Source organism: Bacillus yunxiaonensis (genome assembly GCF_037104695.1).
Taxonomy (GTDB): domain Bacteria; phylum Bacillota; class Bacilli; order Bacillales; family Bacillaceae_G; genus Bacillus_A; species Bacillus_A yunxiaonensis.
The window spans coordinates 1-18800 of record NZ_JBAWSV010000001.1 but is presented as its reverse complement, the minus strand read 5'-3'; the positions used below and the strand labels follow the sequence as shown (position 1 = coordinate 18800).

Sequence of the window (18800 nt, the reverse complement as noted above, 5' to 3'; positions counted from 1 at the left end):
TTTTATTTCATCTTAGCAATTTCCGAAGATTCATGTATATGAACCCCTGACTCTTCGCGCAGCGCTGTTACATACATTCCTCTTGCCACTTGCTCTGCTGAAATTGGTTTATATTTTGTAAAAGACCCTTTAAATAAAAACGGCATAATACCTGAAATCTTTTCTCCCAGTCTTTCCCCAAAACGAAACTCTTCTCGTTCTCCAAGTAAAAGAGATGGTCTGAAAATATGAATGCCTCCTATGACTAGCTTCTTAATATCTTCCTCCATCTGTCCTTTTACTTGTGAATAAAAAAATAGTGACCTCGGATTCGCACCCATCGAAGAAATAACAAGAAAATTTTGTACTCCTTGTTCTTCTGCTAAACGAGCAGCACGTATTGTATAATCATAATCAACTTTTTTAAAGTTTTCTTTCGTTTTTGCTTTTTTAATTGTCGTACCAAGGCAATTAAACACATCATCTACAGCAAAAAATTCTTTATATTGTTCTAAAATCGAAAAATCCACTTGCTTTTGTTGCAATTTTTCATGTTCCCATTCCAGCGGTTTTCTTACAAAAATCGTAACTGAATCATAATAGTCCGAATCAATCAGTAACTGTGTCACTTCTTCTCCGACTAGACCACTAGCTCCAAGTACTAATGCGGTTCTTGTTTTCATCCGTTTCTATACCTCTTTATTTTCTAATATCTTTCTCTATCATAAGCACAGCGTAATACAATATGCAAGCGCTTTGTTTATTCTTTTTCTCTTTTTGGCATCTCAGTAATTGTACTTGGATCTCCTAAATTCCGAATAAGTGCTTTTAAAAAAAGAAGCACACATGATAACGGACACACAACAGCCAATATCAATAAAATCGCTTCGATTCCATATTCCATTCGCTCATCCCCTTTTTGCACCCTCTATCACACTATATGAAAGAAATGGAAAGATATATGCAAAAACATAAAAAATAAACCATAGCATTGTGACAAATTTAGAACAAATTATAAATCGTAATCATTATTATTTATTGCAACATTTCCAAAGATGTATTATACTAAATCGGTGAATCAAAACGTAATTATTCCGTTTTATTTAAAAGAAAGATATTCTTTCTTTTTGTTAGAGAAAATGAATGCTAGAAAGTAAAGAGATGAGGAACATAAAATGAAGAAAAAATCACTTATATTTTCATTCGTACTAATATTTACCCTTATTTTTGCTGGATGTTCGAAACAAAATAACACAGCAAATAAAAAAGACGGCAAACTTTCCGTCTATACAACTATTTTCCCCTTAGCTGACTTTGCTAAAAAAATCGGTGGTGATTATGTAGACGTAACAGCCATTTATCCACCAGGTGCAGACTCTCATACGTATGAACCAACTCAAAAACAAACTGTACAGGTTGCAAAAGCAGATTTATTTGTATATAACGGAGCTGGATTAGAACCATTTGCTGAAAAAATGGAAAAAACATTAAAAAATGAAAATGTTAAAGTTGTGAATGCATCAAAAGATATAGAACTACGATCTTCAACTGAAGAAGAACATGAAGATGGACATAAAGACGAACATCAACATGATAAAGACCCTCATGTTTGGTTAGACCCAACACTTGCCATGAAACAAGCTGAAACAATTAAAAATGCTCTTGTTGAACTACAACCTGAACATAAAGAAGTATTTGAGAAAAATTTTGCTGCATTGCAAAAAAAATTCACAGGTTTAGATAGTCAATTTAAAGAAGTGGCTGATCATGCAAAGACAAAAGAAATTTTAGTTTCTCATGCTGCATACGGATACTGGGAGCAACGCTATGGTTTCAAACAAATTCCAATTGCAGGTATTTCTGCTTCTGATGAACCGTCTCAAAAAGACTTAGCTTCTATCGCAGCAACAGCAAAAGAGCATGGATTAAAATATATTTTATTTGAAACATTCTCTACACCAAAAGTAGCAGAAGTCATTCAACAAGAAACAGGAACAAAAATCTTACGTTTAAATCACCTTGCAACAATTTCCGAGGATGATGCGAAAAAGAATAAAGATTACTTTACATTGATGGAAGAAAACATCAACACTTTAAAAGAAGCTACAAACTAAATGTGCCTTCCCTTTCAGACAGCTGAAATTTTTTCAGCTGTCTTTTTCATAGGCTACAGCTTGACTTAAATACAATAACAAGTAAAATTATCCATATTAACTTTAAAGATATGATTCAGAAAGTGAGTTGGAACTATGAATCTTCACATTTGTGAAGTAACAGCACATAATTGGCGTTCAGTCGCTGCTATGCAGAACAAAACATGCTCTCGCTTTCTCCCTCTGTTTTTACCCTCGCATGTGGCAGAAAAAAGCCCTAACCGCTTCTATGCATGATTAGATGATCTCTCCCACCTAAAAAGAAAGAGGAATTTTATGTGTTTTTTTCATCCCCCACTGATGGAAAGCTCTCACCAATCAGGGTCTTACTACTCGTGAATAGTGGGATAAAATTTAAATAACCAAAATTCATGTTAAAACAGCTATTGGTTCAAAAAAGCTAGTTGAAGCTGGAAAAGATTAATTGCACACTAAAAACAAGCCTGCAGTTCAAAACGCAGGCTTATTTTATACATTCCTGAAAATGCTCTTGAAACCATTCTTTATTTAAGTCTTTACCAATGAAAACAATCTCACTGACACGTTCTTCTCCTTCTTTCCATTCCCTGTCATATGAAGCAGCGAATAACGTGTGTACACCTTGGAAAACTATGCGGCGATTTACCCCTTCAACAGATAATATTCCTTTATAACGGTATAAATACTCTCCTAATTCTTGTACAACAGCTGACGTCCATTCATTTATCTTTTGTAAATCAAGAGGACGCTCTTCCCTTAGCACAAATGACTTTACACCTTCTAAATGATGTTGTTCTTTATGCGGATAAATTTCTAACTTATCACGCGTTTTAAATGTTTGTATATCTAGTAATGAGGGAATATCTACTTCACAATTTGTTGTTGGGATTAATTTTGCAGTTGGATTAATCCCTTGTATTTCAATAAGCAAATTTTCTTTTTCTACTGGTTCTATTAAATCCAATTTATTTACTAAAACCATATCAGCAAAAGCAATCTGCTCTTTTGCTTCTAAACCTTTTTCAAAGTGTTTATGTATATGATAGCTATCTACTACAGTTACTACACCATTAATTTGGTATGCAGACTGAATAACAGGGTCTAAAAAGAATGTTTGAATAATTGGGCCCGGATTTGCAAGCCCTGTTGTCTCAATCACTAAACCTTCAAAATCCATTTGACCTGTCGCTTTTACTTCTAGTAAATGCTTTAGTGCGACAAGCAAATCTTCACGCACTGTACAACATAGACAACCATTTGTCATTTCCATAATTTCTTCTTCTACATTCAGTATCAATTGATTATCGATACCAATTTGTCCGATTTCATTTACAATAACCGCAAGTTTTTTTCCATGCTCTTCAGATAAAATACGATTTAATAAAGTTGTTTTCCCTGATCCGAGAAACCCGGTTAATATCGTTACTGGAATCACTGTGCTACATCTCCTTGTTACATATATGATTACGTATTATATCATAGGTTGTCTTCTTATTTTCTAAATACGAAACATATTAGTTGTAAGCATGTCTACACGAATATATAATAATGGTAAATAAGAAAACCTTTTCATATTGACTAGGTTCATACATATCAGCAAGGAGGACCTTCATAAATGGAACGAATTCAAATGGCTCAAAACCTAGAATTTTCTCGAATTATCCAAGGGTTTTGGCGCTTAGCAGAATGGAATATGACAGATCAAGAATTACTTTCCTTCATTGAATCTTGTATGGAGATGGGCATTACAACGTTTGATCATGCCGATATTTACGGCGACTATACATGCGAAGCTTTATTCGGCAAAGCGCTTCAAGTAAAACCAAGTTTACGTGACAATATGCAAATTGTTACAAAATGCGGAATCGCTCTCACATCACCTAAATTTCCTGAACGCTACGTCGTTCACTATAATACAAGTGCTGAACATATTATAAAAAGCGCAGAGCAATCACTACGAAATCTGAATACAGACTATATCGATGTATTACTTATTCATCGTCCGGATCCATTCATGAATCCAGCAGAAGTTGCAGAAGCTTTTTCTCGTTTAAAACAAGATGGAAAAGTACGACACTTTGGTGTATCCAACTTTCTTCCTTCTCAATTCAACATGTTAAGTTCATATTTAGATTTCCCGCTTGTTACAAATCAAATCGAAGTATCTGCTATGCAACTTGAACATTTTGAAAAAGGTACGATTGAACATTGCCAAGAAAACAGAATTTCTCCTATGATTTGGTCTCCTCTTGCTGGCGGTGAAATTTTCAAAGGGGAAAGTGAACGTGTAATTCGCTTACGCCATACATTGGAGAAAATTGCCACTGATTTTGGCATTACTGGAATCGATTCTATTATGTATGCATGGCTACTTGCTCATCCAACCAATATGCTGCCGATTGTTGGCTCTGGCAAACTAGAACGTGTCAAAACAGCTGTTGAAGCAACAAAACTAACATTAGACCGTCAGCAATGGTTTACAATCTTTGAAAGTTCAAACGGTCATCCAGTTCCATAAGTATACAAAAAGAACATGAGATTCATTCTCATGTTCTTTTTACATCTGTAATTGATTTATTGCTGCTGCGCTACGAATTCCTGATTCAATTGCGCCTTGTATCCAGCCATGATACAACGTAGTATGATCACCTGCAAAATATATTCTTCCTTCTGGTTTCACAATATCATCCTGTAATTCTGATTGTTGATTTGCCTGAAAGACTGCAAACCCTCCTAATGCGTACGGGTCTAATGTCCAACTTTTCGATATCCCAGAAATAAATTCATCATACACTTGATGTCCAAGTATTGTCCCTAAATTTTGCAAAGTATAATAAATACGATCACTTTCAGATAAGCCATCCCACAACAATGCATCATACGACCATGTATAACTTCCAAGTACCATTCCAGGACCTTTTGTACCAATACCATGACTTGGATAATATGCATAACGAATAGGCAAATCAGTAATAATGCGGCCACCAAGTTGACCCTGTTCTTCCCAAAAGCGACTTTTAAACTGAATTCCTATTTTCGTAGCAGCCATATAATGTAGTTCTCGAATGGCTCTCCATTTTCCATGAGAAACAGAATCGTACGGATCAATTTCAACAAATCTCATTGTTGTAAACGGAATGGTAACAATGACAACATCACCTGTAATACTGCTGTATTCAAACGTTTTTTCATTACGCAAATATGCTGTAATTCCTTTTTCGTGCTGCGCTAGTTTCATTAATTTTTGCTGAAAGACAATATCATCTTGTAATTGCGGTAAAAAAGCTTTGGGCAATGCGTCGTTGCCACCTTCAATTTCATAAAACCCTGTAGATTGCTGTAAAATATAAATAAAGCGTAATGTTTCTACAAAAGATCTTTCTAAAAATCCCTCTAAATCAAGAAGTACCCCTATCATTTCTACTGCAGCTGGTGAAAAAGATACCTTATATTGGTGCGGATAATCTTTTAAAAACTCTGCTGTAGAATACCTACCAAAATCTTTCTCTACAATACTCCAATTTTTTTCTGGGTCTCTTTTAATAAAATCAAGAATTGGTTGTATTGCTAACATCAACAACTCTTCCGATGATTTTCCTTCTTCATTCACTGCAACTGGATAACGTAAAATACTCGGATTTTTCTCATATTGTTTCAATGTTGTCTTGCGACCATTTGCATATATAATATCTGTGTCATTTCGATTAATAAATGGGTTTAACTTTAACCCAAACTTCTTATTGTATGCAAGTGTTAGTTCATGTGTATAAGGAATCCGCATTGCCCCAACATCTAGATATAAGCCTGTTTCCGGCATCCTAACTGTATAAATGCGCCCGCCAATTCGATCATTTGCCTCTAATATTTTCACGCGATGACCGGCGGCCTTCAATAACGATCCAGCCACTAACCCTGCCATGCCTGCTCCAATAATAATAATGTTCTTCGGTACTGTCGTTTTCGGTAATCCATTGTCAATAATAAAAAGCATCTCGTTTGTTGTAAGACGGGATTGCATATTTATTTGCATCATCCCACACCCCTACTCATCAGTACAAAATCATAGTTCAATGCATTGTATTCATGGAAGGAATGTACTATTCTTAGTCTTCTGAATTTTCACAAAAAATTAAAAAGGTTATGCACCCATTTCTTTTATTTAACCGTATAATGAAAATGTAGATAGGAAATGTAAGGAAGGGGATGGAAACATGAAACGCTCTTACAACTATCATGAAATTAAGAAACAATTAGAAAATCAAAAATCTCAACTATGTAAACGATTAACAGATGTAAAATTAACAGAAAGTGAGCGCGATGAAATCAAGAGAACGATTGATAATTACGAATATATTCTTACTTTAGTTGAAATGAATCATTTTGAAAGAGGAATTTCTCATTAAAAACGGATGTGCAAATTATAAAGACTTAAAAATTAAAAATAAAGGTAAGTATATATTAATTATGTTTAATATATACTTACCTCTTATTTTTTGTTCAATACACAAGGCACCATAGATTAGAGGAAAAGCTAGTCGTTATTATTGTTCTTTTCTTAACTCCTGAATTAGTTTGAGCGTATCATTATACAAGCTTAATTGATATCTATAGGGCTCTAATTCTGGTGAGATATTGATTTGTACAGAAATCGAAGATAAATCCAGTAAGTCTAAGGTAAATTTAAAACTCTTAGAGTTTTGATGTTTTTCTAGACTTACGTTAAGTTGCTTTTCTATGTATCTCCCCAACATTTGTAATTGAATAGCCCATTGTTGTTGATCAACTTTTGAAATAACATCTGTTTTGGACCAGTCATTGAATGTGTTTAGTATATTGGAAATATAAATATACCCTGTCTTTAACTGCAAGAGGAATTGTTCGTTTTGTTTTAATATTTGTTTTTTATTCTTAATAAATGGATTTAATTTCAAACTTTTTTCTGCCAACTTAAAATCTTCTTGTACTTGATGCAATTCCTGGAGTAGATTTGTTATATTCTTTCTTAGATCTTGTCCTTTAACAGGGTCGCAGTTAGTATTTACCCAATGGGCTGTCTTTGCAAATAGCTGTACAAGATGGCATCCAAATTGATTTAACGTCCAACGAGCTTCTTTCACATAATTGGGTGGAAAAATCAGCATATGAATAATAATGGCGATAAGCGCTCCTACGATAGTATCTCTGATTCGATCTGAAACATAATAGCTCGTTTTATGCACAAAGACAAAGACTAATAAAATGGTTAAAGCCACTTGATGTATGATGGTTTTATGTACCCTTAATATAACTGGAATCAACATTCCTCCTAACAGTAATAATCCTATCGTCCATCCGTTCACTTCTAAATGGCTGACAATAAAAACAGTAATAGAAATTCCAAAAATAGTACCGATAATTCTGTAAAAAGCATACGTGGCAGAATGCTGGACAGTTTCTTGCATAGAAAGAATAACAGTTAATGGTGCCAAATAAGGGTGTTTTGATCCTAACATTTTTGCTAATTCCCATGATAGACCAGAAGCTAAAGCTATTTTTGTTATCAGTATTAATCCTTTTCGTAGTCCTGTTTTTTGTTTACCTGTTTTTTGTTTACCCGTTTTTTTTTGCATAAAAACTCCCTTGTTCAAAGAATGATCTTACATACATTTTTGATAGGCTACAGTTCTTTCATCCCTACATTTACTGTGAAAATGGTTTCAAGAACGGATGTATCATGGATATAATTATTTCCCCTGCCCCGTTCAATACTTTTTATACTCTCATCATCCATATAGCTATATCTTTTCCAACCGTTGAACTTCCGATAACACTGATTATGTAAAAATAAACCCCCTTCAGATTTTCTTAACAAGTTTACTTGTGAGGTGTAAAACGTAAAATAACACACTATTTTTTAGTACAAATCGCAGATAATTCACATTACAATTCACACACAAAAAAAGAGCTTGGAAATTTCTCCAGGCTCTTTATAAATCTAACTATGTTCTTCTCTAACTAACGCTCCCGCTAGCTTAATAACTTCCTCTTTTTAAATAAGTACTCCTTTTGTAAAATTCAAACATCACTTGATAATTATTAACGAACTGAGAATAATCATAAACATTCAGCAATATGAACAACTTCTTTAATAACAGAATCAACTTTCTCGTTGTCTTTAATTACAAATAAATGATCTGCTTCACATTCTACTGGGTCTGTTACATCTTCTTTTAGGGATTCAACCTGTTGCCGAACAAGCACTTCCTCAAAATTAGAATAAGCACCCCTAAATATATTGGTACTTCGCCCGCTTTGAGTAACTCGTTCATGAAGAACATCATCTGGAATATCAAAATGAACCAAGATACGGACAAACTCATCTTTATTAAACAACTCTTCAAGCAAATACAATCGCCCATTTCGACTTCGATTTGAGTTGCAAATAATAAGATTTAAATCAGTGTGTTCTTTTGCATAATCGACAATTAACTTTGAGAGAGCATACTTAAGAGTATTAGGTCCTTGTTTTGGTTGTAAGTTCTTATAATAAGTGTTTATAAATTCAGCATGGTTATCTTGGTCCATAACAAAAGAGTTATTTAACTCTTTTTCTAGAGCTCTTGCAAATGTAGTTTTCCCACTATGAGTTTTACCTACTGTAATAATTACTAACCTTTTCATAACTTCAACCTCCATTGTTACATGCTCATTTTATTACAGCATAAGTTATTTCATTAAACTGCTCAGTTAGTTGAAGAAGCAATATTGTACCCTCAATATATACCATGAAAATCCACTATCCCTATAATAATGGATATCTTTCATAGTAAATTGCTTTTCAGTTAGACTAAGTTGTTGTGCAGGCGTTTTTTCTAGTTCCGCTGTTTTTATTTTCCAAACAAAAGTTGTTGAAAATTCTTAGAATAGTTACAGCCATTTGAGCATATTCTGGATTGAAGTTTGCATAAATGGAACTCTTGCTATCGCCTCTGGCTGTAACAAGCGGTCTTTCTAATATTGATAACTTTCTTTTCATTTGTTGCATAAAGTTGTTTGTTGTTCTATCGCTTACTTATAAAACCATATCTGCAATATACTCAGCATCATATGAGCTTAAATCTATTTTACAATCTACAAGAAAATCTCCTTTATCTTTTGATGGTAAAGGATGCTCAATCGATTTTTTCATCCATACTTTGTAAGTTAACCACCCATCTATTTCTATTTTGTGAAACTAGTGAGATTTCAATTGGTTTGCCAATCTTAAATAAGCCAATTTATAATTGGGATTTGGACTAAATCCTTTTTTATATTAAATCTCTAAATACATCATTTTGTGTAATAAAGGGGGATTAAATTTATGAACAATTTTAATTTTCTTTGCGAACAATTTGCCACAATCCTTAAAGGAAAAAGTAAAATAGATCAGGGTGCTTGTTCGGTATCTTTCCATCGCAATTTTAGGGTGCTTGTTCAAGGGAAACCAAGTATGTCTGTAATACCCGCAGGAGTAGGCTTTGAATCTTTGGATCAAAATGGTAATGCGTTGAATTTAGGGGAAATTGCTGTTTTGCAAGAAGAAATCCCTTCGTTTATGCAATCCATTGTACAACAGGGAATTATTGTTAGTGCTCTACATAATCATTGGTTATATACGAATCCATTAATCATGTATGTTCATGTCCAATCGGTAGAGCCACCATTAAATTTTGCAAAAAAAATGGCAAATTCTTTTTCGGTCTTAAGTAGCTATCCCGTTGCTGATAGATAAAGCAAGCATTTTATTATACATTTTTAGTAAGTGAATATATAATACTGCGTAAATAACAAAAGAGAGGTATTATATATGATAAAATTAGGCGTTCTAGACCAATCTCCTATCGCAGAAGGAAGTACAGCAATTGAAGCGTTTTCAAATACAGTTCGACTTGCACAAGAAGTTGAACAACTTGGCTATACTCGTTTTTGGGTATCAGAACATCATGACTCTACTAGCTTAGCAGGTTCAAGTCCAGAAATCTTAATTTCTCACATAGCTGCTAAAACAAATCGTATTCGAGTAGGTTCCGGCGGTGTTATGCTCCCTCACTATAGTCCTTATAAAGTAGCCGAAAATTTCCGCGTGTTAGAAGCACTATACCCAAACCGTATTGACCTTGGAGTTGGACGGGCTCCAGGTGGAATGCCTATTGCCACACGGGCACTCCAAGAAGGGAAAATGATTTCAATCGATCAATACCCTGAACAAATTCAAGACTTATCCCTATATTTGCATGACCGCTTACCAGATAATCATCGCTTTGCACATTTACATGCTTCTCCAACTATTCCAACTGCACCAAATCTTTGGTTACTTGGTTCTAGTGGAGAAAGTGCGATGATTGCTGCTAAACAAGGTACAGCTTTCACATTTGCACAATTTATTAATAGTTATGGCGGTCCAGAAATCATAAAAAATTACCAAAATCAATTCCAACCTTCTTTCTTAGGAGAAAAGCCGCAATCTATCGTAGCTATTTTTGTCATTTGTGCAGAAACAGAAGAAAAAGCACAAAAAATTGCATCTAGCTTAGATCTAGCCCTTTTATTAATTGAACAAGGTATACGTTCAACCGGCACACCATCTATCGAAAAAGCTCTCAATTATCCATATAGCGCATTTGATTATTTACGTATAAAAGAAAATCGAAAACGAATGATTGTTGGCAATCCAAATCAAGTAAAAAAACAAATCTCTATTTTAAGCACGGCTTATAACACAGACGAATTCATGATTGTAACAATCACGCATGATTTTGAAGATAAATTAAACTCCTACCGCTTATTAGCAGAGGCTTTTCAATTGTAAAGTGAAGCCACCATTCATCATGTTCGTACATTTATGAAAAATTTTTCACCCACGCATCATGAAAAGTATTACAGACACTGAACTTATAAAATTCGAAATTAAACTAGTACAAGAACGAAAAATAAAATCTATGTATAAAATAAAACGCCCTTTCAAAAAGAGAGCGTTTTATTTTATTTATTCATTCAGCACCTTTTTCACCTGAATTTTTCGTTCTTGTAACAAACCGAACATCACAGAATATAAGAATGCACTCAAAAACGCAAGTACTGCAATGATGTAAAATGTGTATTGATAACCTATCCATGCTGTTAAGGGAATCGCAATTGGTGCAATTGTTCGGCCGACAGACCATCGAAGTGTTGCTGCCGCAAAATATTGTCCTCGCATATGTGCAGGCGCCAACTTAGAAACGAAACTATTTTGGATTCCAACAACGAATAGCTCTCCGAACGTGAAAATGAGCATAGCAATAATAAGGCCCCAAACTGATATAGTGTGAGGAAAAATAATCATTGCTATCCCATATGCAAAAGAAGATAAAAGAAAGATAGTCCGCTCAGAAAAATAATTTGCTAGCCTTGTTACATATACAGTAAATAGAGCAACCAAAAATCCATTTTCTGCAATAATCCAGCTAAACAATGTTTCTCCATTTAAAATCAAATGAAAAAACTCTTGTGTAGGAACATTTTCTTTTATGTATACGGCTAACAATAAGTCAAGCTGAGTGAAAGTTTGAGCAACAAGAATACCTGCAATAATGAATAATAGAAAGACACGATCTTGAAAAATAATTCGATAATTCTTAATCTGCTCATTCACAACAGTAAGCCATCCTGTTCGCTTTTCTACTTTTTCCCTCTTCTCTGGTAACGTCTCTTTTATAAACTTAAGTAATACAAATGCAACTATAAAATTAATTACAATACTTGCTATTAACAATTCAAAGCGATGAGAAAAAAAGAAATACGCTCCTAAAATCGGCCCCAGCACAACATTAATATTAATCATTGTATAAAAAACAGCAAATACTTTACTTTGCTGTTCTTCAGATACTAAATCAGCAACCATTGCTGCACTTGCTGGATAATATAAAGAACCCATAATACCAATAATAGAAAAAGCTATAAATGTTAAGATAGGCGATTGCAACCACGGCGAATTGGCAAAGGCAAATAGTACAAATGCAGCACTTTGTACAAATGCAGCAAATACCATCATACGCTTACGACCATATGTATCTGCTAAATAACCACCTACTAAATTAGCAAAAACAGATAAAACTTGCGATAACACAAGTAATATTCCAGCCATCGTTTTTCCTAGTTCTTCCGCAAAATATATCGCCATAAACGGAAGAAGCATCCAAAAGAACAATCCAAAGAGCCATTCTCCTACTAGACGAATCTTTAAATTTAAGTCCCATTCTCTCAAAATCATGATGTCCCCTCATCTCTATACCCTTACGCATAATATTTACAAAAAAAGACAACAATTCTTCATTGTTGTTTCTTTATTGTACAATAGTTTTATTCATTTTATCAGGCTTGCTTGTCACTAAATAATGTTTCTCTGATATATATAAATCACGTTCTAGCGTCCTTTTTAAGTATGGTCCTAACTTTATCGAACATATAAGCCGATTCTCATTGCCTTCAACGATTGGAAAAGATTCTTTTTCTGTTACATATTGATCGACAGCACGCTGTACATCATCAATTTCTTTAACAAGAGCAAGATTTTTTTGTGTATTCTCAAATACTTCAAGTGTTTCCTTCGTAATAATGAACGCATTTGTAGGAAAAGCCGGTAAATATGGTTTTAATAAATCATAATTAACCGTGTAATCATCATTTACTAATACCGTATATACCACGTTCGCATTCGTTTCAAGAAATTTTGCCATAGCAAGTTCTAGCTCATCTTGTGTAATTTCCCTTTCTTCCTTTCCTTTATTAAAAAAGCGAAACATCTTCTTTTCCCCCTTTTTGCTTCATTATACCATAAATTACAAGACAAATATGAATAATACAAAAAATCTCACTTCATCGTATGTTTGTCCAAACTCCTTCATATGTATGTAATAAAGTAAAAATTTCAGCAGTGTGGGCTTTCCCCCTCATTGCTCATTAGTTGAACCAATCCTTGTGGATGGCTCCTCACCTCGAGATTCAGAAAAAATAAAGAAGACAGGTAGGGAATAACTGCCCATAAGAATCCAATTAGTCGTGCTTTCCATCAGTAGAAATGAAGAAAACTTCTACTGATGAAAGCTTCACTTTATCCCTATTTACTCTGAATGTTAGGGTGAGGGTGCAAGATAAATCAAGCTCATCATACAAGAAAGAGGGATTAAATGGATAATCAACAATGGAAAGTAGCAAAGAAAATTGCTGCTACTTATATAGGTACTGTTGTGGGAGCTGGATTTGCAACAGGAAGAGAAATCGTTGAGTTCTTTACAATCCATGGTACATACGGAACAATTGGTATTTTAGTAAGCGGTATTTTCTTCATTTGGTTAGGTACAAAAATGATGATGCTTTCTTCACAAATCGGAGCATTTTCTACTCAAGAATTTAACAAATATTTATTTGGGGATATCTTTGGTAATGTTGTAAATATTTTATTACTTCTCGTATTATTTGGTGTAACAAGCGTCATGCTTTCCGGAGCTGGAGCGGTGTTTGAAGAACAACTTCGCCTACCAAGACAGCTTGGTATCTTTATAACGATACTTGCTTGTATTGTAATTGGTAGCAGAGGATTACAAGGAGTATTTGAAGTCAACTCGCTCGTCGTACCAATTATGATGATTTTTATTGTAGGACTATCTATTACAACATTCTTTCATGATGCAACTTCTCTTTTCAACATAACACCTTCTGAAAATTGGAATGTCAAATGGATTACAAGTCCAGTCACATATGTTGCACTCAACCTCTCTCTCTCCCAAAGTGTACTTGTGCCATTAGCAAGTGAAGTGAAGGATCCGCAAGCTATTAAGTGGGGTGGTATATTGGGCGGAGCGGGTCTTTGTTTAATTTTGTTATGTAGTCACTTTGCTATTTTATCTGTTGAACAATTTTATCAATACAATATTCCAATGGCAGAAGTTGTACGCCGCTTCAATGCTACTTTTCATTTCTTTTTTGTGTTAATTATTTTTGGGGAAGTATTTACAACACTTGTTGGCAATGTATTTGGTATGACAAAACAGCTTCAGTCTATCACTGGGTGGAAGAGTAACATCATTATTTATTTCATCTTACTAATTAGTTATTGCTTTAGTTATATCGGTTATAGCGAATTACTTCATATGCTATATCCTGTAATTGGCTGGATTAGCTTAATTCTTCTTCCAATTATCGCTTTCAAACAACAGCAAAAAACATAAAAAAACATCCGTTAGTAACGGATGTTTTTTGTCCACGCACTATTTCATTACACTTTAAATCGTTCAATTAACACTTGTAACTCTTCAGCCATTTGTGATAATGTTCCAGCTGCTGAACTAATTTCTTCGATAGACGCTAATTGTTCTTCGGCCGATGCCGCTATACTTTGTGTACTAGATGCATTATTTTGTGCAGTTACCGCAATTTCACCGACTGAAACTGACACTTCATCTGCCCCTTTGGACATTTTTTGTGCTATCCCAACCATACTACTGATTTGTTTTGCAATTTCATTTGTAGACTGTAGAATCTCTGTAAAACTTTTCTTTGTTTCATTCGCAATAATAATACCAGACTGCACTTCTGTATTTACATGATTCATAGAGCTAACTGTTTTTCTCATATCTTCTTGAATTTCTGTAATTAACTTTCCAATCTCATTTGAAGATGTACTAGATTGTTCTGCTAATTTACGAACTTCGTCCGCAACAATCGCAAAGCCTCTTCCATGTTCTCCTGCTCTTGCTGCTTCAATTGCAGCATTCAATGCTAATAAATTCGTTTGATCAGCAATATTTTGGATCACTTCTAATATATCACCAATTTGTTTCGATTTATCAGCTAACAATTGAATGACTGCATCAGATTCTGAAACTGACTCACGAATGGATTGCATTTGATTTACTGTTTGTTCAACAAGTTTGTCCCCATCTTCTGCTTTTTCACGTGTATAAGCAGAGGAATTGGAAATAGCAGAGGAATTATCCGCAACAAGCTGAATTCCTTCTGTTACTTCTTGAAGTAACAGCGCTCCCTGTTCAACACCTTTTGTTTGTGTTGCTGCGCTGCTTGAAACTTGGTCCATTGCCGCTGTAATTTGCTCAGTCGCTTCACTTGCTTGTCTCACGCTTGCTGTTAATTCTTCGGAAGCAGCGGCTACATGTCCGGCTGAAGAATTAATTCTTGAAATCAACTCACGTAACGACTGAGCCATTTCATTGAAGCCTTTTCCAAGCTGACCAATTTCATCATTCGAGCGCACTTCAATCGTTTCTGTTAAATCACCTTCACTAATCCTATGAGAAGAAATCACCAATTGTTTTAAAGGTTTCGTAATAGAACGTGTGATGAAGTAAATAATCGCTCCTCCTAATATAAGAGAAATCACTGCAATCATTAACGTATTATAAAAGATAGGTTCTGCAGCTTTACTAACTTCATCTGTATACATCGTACCACCGATTTTCCAACCGGTTTTTATATTTGTTGCAAATACCATTTTCTTTTCTTTATCTCCGTATGAATACGAGAACGTTCCATGATTTGTTTTGTATATTGGTTTTGCCCAAGCATCAGGTGCTTTTGTACCCGACTTCTCTTCTGGGTGGGCGATAACATTTTGACTTTGATCTAGAATAAATGCATATCCCTTTTTACCAATATTAATCGTTTTGGTTGTTTTTAATAAACTTTCCAATTTTAAATCAATGCCGATAACGCCACTACCGTCATCTAATTTTTTGGCGATTGTAACAACAATCTGTCCGTTTGATTTAGCTTTGTAAGGTTGTGTTAGAACAATACCGCCATTTTTTTTCATTGCGTCTATGTACCAAGGCCGCTCTTTCGGATTATACCCTACAGGCATTTGCACATAAGGCTCTTCTATAAACACCCCATTATCAGTTCCTACATAAATTTGCATTACTTCAGGGTGTAAATTTACATACTGCGCAAATAGTTTCCTAATACTTTCTCCATTTTCAGATTCATACATATTACGCTGAATTATTTTAGAAAACTGTGTAACATCATTATACCTTGCGTCAATCATGTCATTAATTACATTATCTAATATTTTAATATTGTCACTGGCACTACTCATAATTTGATTTTCAAAATTCTTCTTTGCACTTTGATAAGACATGGTACCAATTATAGAAACAGTAGAAATTAAAATGACAAAAAATGAAAGTAGAAGTTTTTTTCCTACATTCATATTCTGAAATGGTTGAAACAACTTTGACATACAGATCCCCCTTTATGTTCTCTCCAAGATGATAATTTAAAAGTATATGAAATGAAGAAAAAATATGAATGAGTGGAATATATGACATTTTTCGACTCATACTTTGTAAATTCTATATAATTAATTTCCTTTTGTCCATATATAGGTATATATTAATTTAAAACATAAAATATAGGAATTTACTTCTAGCAAAACTTCTGCCAATACTATTTTCTTTCCCACACTTATACTTAGTTGAACGAATCAGTCGCATGCCAAGGGTTATCCTTACCTATCTTCTATCAATTTTTTAAAATCTTGGGGAGAAAAATGCTAATAACAAGCAAAAAACGCTCAAATTTCTGAGCGTTTTTTGACGAAATATTTTACTATCCTTATTGAACTAAAATTTAAAAGTATTTGTACACTACGGAGCAAATTCAATTTGACCAGTAAACAATAAGAAAATCATGATTATCCAAAATATAAAGAAGGAGGAGGAGAGGATTAAAGATATTATAGGAATTACATTTTTCTCTGTTTTCTTCACTATCCCAATTATAGAAAGTAAGATACCTATTCCCGTAAGAAAAAATGTTATATAATCTCCAACTAAACTTCCGATATTTGCTATTCTTGTCGGTGTTACAAAAACAATAAAAAAGCACATAACCCCAATAACCAAAGAAATATAGCTAATTATACCTTTCTTCTTTGGAATAACCATTTTGCTTTCCAAATAAACACAACCTTTCTAAATAAAAACATTTTACCCCCCAACACAATTAACCAATAAATTGGTCATAATAGGAAAATTATTTTCAAACTAATCCGTTAGTTTAAGTACAACCTTTGCAATCTATTAATTTATTTTAGCACATTTTTCCAATTTATTCAAAAAAATAAGTTCGCTTGATATTAAGCGAACTACCTTAGATAAATGACATCTTTTAAATCAAACTTTTTATCTGTAATTCCCAATCGTTGAGCGGGTGTTTCCATTACTCCGTTTGATTTATATTCGAAACAGTTTTAGCACTAGTTTTAACAACACCACATAAATTTATGTGGTAGTTTCAATTTGTATGCATATTGATGTTCTAATTATTATGCTAAATTGACTAAAACATTGGTATAACAACAAAAACGGGGACAACAATTCATATGTAAATTATTGTCCCTAATTAAGTTGTTATTTATTGTTTTCTCCCCAATAACCGAACCCGTTAATTAGTAACGGATGTTTTTTACTCACAATCTTCACATACTTCCCAGTACAATCCCATTTCAATTGCAAGAAATGGTTTTAACTGTAGTCGAATCATACGGCTTGGCATACGATCTAATACAAATTGAAGGGTTTCCTCTTCTTTTATAATATCCACCTTTTGGACAGCGATACGTTGAATCGTTGTAACCTGCTGACCATCTTTATATAAAACGAGACGAATCTCATCATCTTCATTAAAAAATAGTTCTATAATTGTACCTTTCGATAATATTTCTTCTGTTATAGAATACGCACCATTTTCCTCTTGAATGTAATATTTCCAACCTCGATTATTTCCAACTTCTTGCGGAAGAACTTGAAAAAATGATGCAATCTTCTCATGTAGCATAACATAACCCCTCTCATACCTCTTGCTCATTATACCCTATTCTATATAGTACATTTATTGTACCACAAATGACTATAACAGCTGTATTTTCCCGTCCGAAACTATATACTATTAATACTCATAAAATAAAAAAGATGACATACATCATCTCTTTCACTCATTAATAAGCTATTTTCATCATAACTAAAACGAAAAGTGCGTGGATTACCTTTTCCACGCACTTTTTCATTACACTTTAAATCGTTCAATTAGCACTTGTAACTCTTCAGCCATTTGTGATAATGTTCCAGCTGCTGAACTAATTTCTTCGATAGATGCTAATTGTTCTTCAGCAGATGCTGCTACACTTTGTGTACTAGATGCATTATTTTGTGCGGTTACTGCTATTTCACCGACTGAAACTGACACTTCATCTGCCCCTTTGGACATTTTTTGTGCTATCCCAACCATACTACCGATTTGTTTTGCAATTTCATTTGTAGACTGTAGAATCTCTGTAAAACTTTTCTTTGTTTCATTCGCAATAATAATACCAGACTGCACTTCTGTATTTACATGATTCATAGAGCTAACTGTTTTTCTCATATCTTCTTGAATTTCTGTAATTAACTTTCCAATCTCATTTGAAGATGTACTAGATTGTTCTGCTAATTTACGAACTTCGTCCGCAACAATCGCAAAGCCTCTTCCATGTTCTCCTGCTCTTGCTGCTTCAATTGCAGCATTCAATGCTAATAAATTCGTTTGATCAGCAATATTTTGGATCACTTCTAATATATCACCAATTTGTTTCGATTTATCAGCTAACAATTGAATGACTGCATCAGATTCTGA

18 protein-coding genes and 1 pseudogene are annotated in these 18800 nt (G+C 34.0%); 6 read left to right on the top strand and 13 right to left on the bottom strand.

Going from position 1 to position 18800, the window contains the following annotated elements; translation table 11 throughout:
- Window positions 1-2 precede the first annotated feature (2 nt).
- Window positions 3-662, bottom strand: a complete 660-nt coding sequence (locus WAX78_RS00090) for an oxidoreductase (RefSeq protein ID WP_336480294.1) — start codon at window positions 660-662, stop codon at window positions 3-5.
- Window positions 663-739: 77 nt separating this feature from the next.
- Complete coding sequence (locus WAX78_RS00085) at window positions 740-883, bottom strand: hypothetical protein (protein ID WP_098310466.1); 144 nt, start codon at window positions 881-883, stop codon at window positions 740-742.
- A 271-nt stretch (window positions 884-1154) separates the two neighbouring features.
- On the opposite strand from WAX78_RS00085, the gene WAX78_RS00080 reads away from it, so the two are divergent.
- On the top strand, window positions 1155-2093 hold the full coding sequence (locus WAX78_RS00080; RefSeq protein ID WP_336480293.1) for a metal ABC transporter substrate-binding protein: 939 nt from the start codon (window positions 1155-1157) through the stop codon (window positions 2091-2093).
- A gap of 502 nt (window positions 2094-2595) precedes the next feature.
- Here the strand turns inward: WAX78_RS00080 and WAX78_RS00075 are convergent.
- Window positions 2596-3546: a CobW family GTP-binding protein gene (locus WAX78_RS00075; RefSeq protein ID WP_336480292.1), complete on the bottom strand. Its 951-nt coding sequence runs from the start codon at window positions 3544-3546 to the stop codon at window positions 2596-2598.
- Between the two features lie 180 nt (window positions 3547-3726).
- Here WAX78_RS00075 and WAX78_RS00070 point away from each other — a divergent pair, with 180 nt between their 5' ends.
- On the top strand, window positions 3727-4629 hold the full coding sequence (locus WAX78_RS00070; protein WP_336480291.1) for an aldo/keto reductase: 903 nt from the start codon (window positions 3727-3729) through the stop codon (window positions 4627-4629).
- 39 nt (window positions 4630-4668) lie between these two features.
- On the opposite strand, the gene WAX78_RS00065 is transcribed toward WAX78_RS00070, so the two are convergent.
- The gene (locus WAX78_RS00065) at window positions 4669-6141 is read right to left on the bottom strand and encodes a flavin monoamine oxidase family protein (protein WP_336480290.1); all 1473 of its coding nucleotides are present in this window, start codon (window positions 6139-6141) and stop codon (window positions 4669-4671) included.
- 181 nt (window positions 6142-6322) lie between these two features.
- Between WAX78_RS00065 and WAX78_RS00060 the strand changes: the two genes are divergently transcribed.
- Complete coding sequence (locus WAX78_RS00060) at window positions 6323-6514, top strand: DUF3896 family protein (protein WP_154713261.1); 192 nt, start codon at window positions 6323-6325, stop codon at window positions 6512-6514.
- 138 nt (window positions 6515-6652) lie between these two features.
- On the opposite strand, the gene WAX78_RS00055 is transcribed toward WAX78_RS00060, so the two are convergent.
- Both WAX78_RS00055 and WAX78_RS00050 read right to left on the bottom strand, forming a co-directional pair.
- On the bottom strand, window positions 6653-7720 hold the full coding sequence (locus WAX78_RS00055) for an FUSC family protein (RefSeq protein WP_336480289.1): 1068 nt from the start codon (window positions 7718-7720) through the stop codon (window positions 6653-6655).
- A gap of 484 nt (window positions 7721-8204) precedes the next feature.
- Entirely contained in the window at window positions 8205-8771 is a 567-nt protein-coding gene (locus WAX78_RS00050) for an AAA family ATPase (protein WP_336480288.1), read from the bottom strand.
- 679 nt (window positions 8772-9450) lie between these two features.
- Between WAX78_RS00050 and WAX78_RS00045 the strand changes: the two genes are divergently transcribed.
- Together WAX78_RS00045 and WAX78_RS00040 are read left to right on the top strand one after the other, a co-directional pair.
- Window positions 9451-9861, top strand: a complete 411-nt coding sequence (locus WAX78_RS00045) for a DUF1259 domain-containing protein (RefSeq protein ID WP_336480287.1) — start codon at window positions 9451-9453, stop codon at window positions 9859-9861.
- A 75-nt stretch (window positions 9862-9936) separates the two neighbouring features.
- On the top strand, window positions 9937-10938 hold the full coding sequence (locus tag WAX78_RS00040; RefSeq protein WP_336480286.1) for an LLM class flavin-dependent oxidoreductase: 1002 nt from the start codon (window positions 9937-9939) through the stop codon (window positions 10936-10938).
- A 177-nt stretch (window positions 10939-11115) separates the two neighbouring features.
- Here the strand turns inward: WAX78_RS00040 and WAX78_RS00035 are convergent, their stop codons facing one another.
- Window positions 11116-12381, bottom strand: a complete 1266-nt coding sequence (locus tag WAX78_RS00035; protein WP_336480285.1) for an MDR family MFS transporter — start codon at window positions 12379-12381, stop codon at window positions 11116-11118.
- A gap of 73 nt (window positions 12382-12454) precedes the next feature.
- Window positions 12455-12913, bottom strand: a complete 459-nt coding sequence (locus WAX78_RS00030) for a DUF3939 domain-containing protein (protein ID WP_336480284.1) — start codon at window positions 12911-12913, stop codon at window positions 12455-12457.
- Window positions 12914-13297: 384 nt separating this feature from the next.
- Between WAX78_RS00030 and WAX78_RS00025 the strand changes: the two genes are divergently transcribed.
- Complete coding sequence (locus WAX78_RS00025) at window positions 13298-14338, top strand: YkvI family membrane protein (protein WP_336480283.1); 1041 nt, start codon at window positions 13298-13300, stop codon at window positions 14336-14338.
- Window positions 14339-14385: 47 nt separating this feature from the next.
- On the opposite strand, the gene WAX78_RS25085 is transcribed toward WAX78_RS00025, so the two are convergent.
- The 5 genes and pseudogenes from WAX78_RS25085 to WAX78_RS00005 all read right to left on the bottom strand — a co-directional run.
- Window positions 14386-15204: a methyl-accepting chemotaxis protein gene (locus tag WAX78_RS25085; RefSeq protein WP_413789160.1), complete on the bottom strand. Its 819-nt coding sequence runs from the start codon at window positions 15202-15204 to the stop codon at window positions 14386-14388.
- A 120-nt stretch (window positions 15205-15324) separates the two neighbouring features.
- Window positions 15325-16224, bottom strand: a pseudogene (locus tag WAX78_RS25080) (HAMP domain-containing protein); the annotation flags it as partial.
- 550 nt (window positions 16225-16774) lie between these two features.
- Entirely contained in the window at window positions 16775-17074 is a 300-nt protein-coding gene (locus WAX78_RS00015; RefSeq protein WP_413789159.1) for a hypothetical protein, read from the bottom strand.
- 520 nt (window positions 17075-17594) lie between these two features.
- Window positions 17595-17966, bottom strand: coding sequence for a DUF3979 family protein (locus WAX78_RS00010; protein WP_336480280.1), 372 nt, complete (start codon window positions 17964-17966; stop codon window positions 17595-17597).
- A gap of 228 nt (window positions 17967-18194) precedes the next feature.
- Window positions 18195-18800, bottom strand: a 606-nt coding sequence (locus tag WAX78_RS00005) for a methyl-accepting chemotaxis protein (protein WP_336480279.1), incomplete at its 5' end; no start/stop codon positions are given.

Bases quoted from the DNA above. Each gene is read 5' to 3' on its own strand.
- WAX78_RS00055 (WP_336480289.1), bottom strand. From the start codon at position 7,720: ATGCAAAAAAAAACGGGTAAACAAAAAACAGGTAAACAAAAAACAGGA.
- WAX78_RS00045 (WP_336480287.1), top strand. From the start codon at position 9,451: ATGAACAATTTTAATTTTCTTTGCGAACAATTTGCCACAATCCTTAAA.
- WAX78_RS00070 (WP_336480291.1), top strand. From the start codon at position 3,727: ATGGAACGAATTCAAATGGCTCAAAACCTAGAATTTTCTCGAATTATC.
- WAX78_RS00015 (WP_413789159.1), bottom strand. From the start codon at position 17,074: ATGGTTATTCCAAAGAAGAAAGGTATAATTAGCTATATTTCTTTGGTT.
- WAX78_RS00025 (WP_336480283.1), top strand. From the start codon at position 13,298: ATGGATAATCAACAATGGAAAGTAGCAAAGAAAATTGCTGCTACTTAT.
- WAX78_RS00060 (WP_154713261.1), top strand. From the start codon at position 6,323: ATGAAACGCTCTTACAACTATCATGAAATTAAGAAACAATTAGAAAAT.
- WAX78_RS00065 (WP_336480290.1), bottom strand. From the start codon at position 6,141: ATGCAAATAAATATGCAATCCCGTCTTACAACAAACGAGATGCTTTTT.
- WAX78_RS00010 (WP_336480280.1), bottom strand. From the start codon at position 17,966: ATGCTACATGAGAAGATTGCATCATTTTTTCAAGTTCTTCCGCAAGAA.
- WAX78_RS00090 (WP_336480294.1), bottom strand. From the start codon at position 662: ATGAAAACAAGAACCGCATTAGTACTTGGAGCTAGTGGTCTAGTCGGA.
- WAX78_RS25085 (WP_413789160.1), bottom strand. From the start codon at position 15,204: ATGGACCAAGTTTCAAGCAGCGCAGCAACACAAACAAAAGGTGTTGAA.
- WAX78_RS00040 (WP_336480286.1), top strand. From the start codon at position 9,937: ATGATAAAATTAGGCGTTCTAGACCAATCTCCTATCGCAGAAGGAAGT.
- WAX78_RS00035 (WP_336480285.1), bottom strand. From the start codon at position 12,381: ATGATTTTGAGAGAATGGGACTTAAATTTAAAGATTCGTCTAGTAGGA.
- WAX78_RS00050 (WP_336480288.1), bottom strand. From the start codon at position 8,771: ATGAAAAGGTTAGTAATTATTACAGTAGGTAAAACTCATAGTGGGAAA.
- WAX78_RS00030 (WP_336480284.1), bottom strand. From the start codon at position 12,913: ATGTTTCGCTTTTTTAATAAAGGAAAGGAAGAAAGGGAAATTACACAA.
- WAX78_RS00080 (WP_336480293.1), top strand. From the start codon at position 1,155: ATGAAGAAAAAATCACTTATATTTTCATTCGTACTAATATTTACCCTT.
- WAX78_RS00085 (WP_098310466.1), bottom strand. From the start codon at position 883: ATGGAATATGGAATCGAAGCGATTTTATTGATATTGGCTGTTGTGTGT.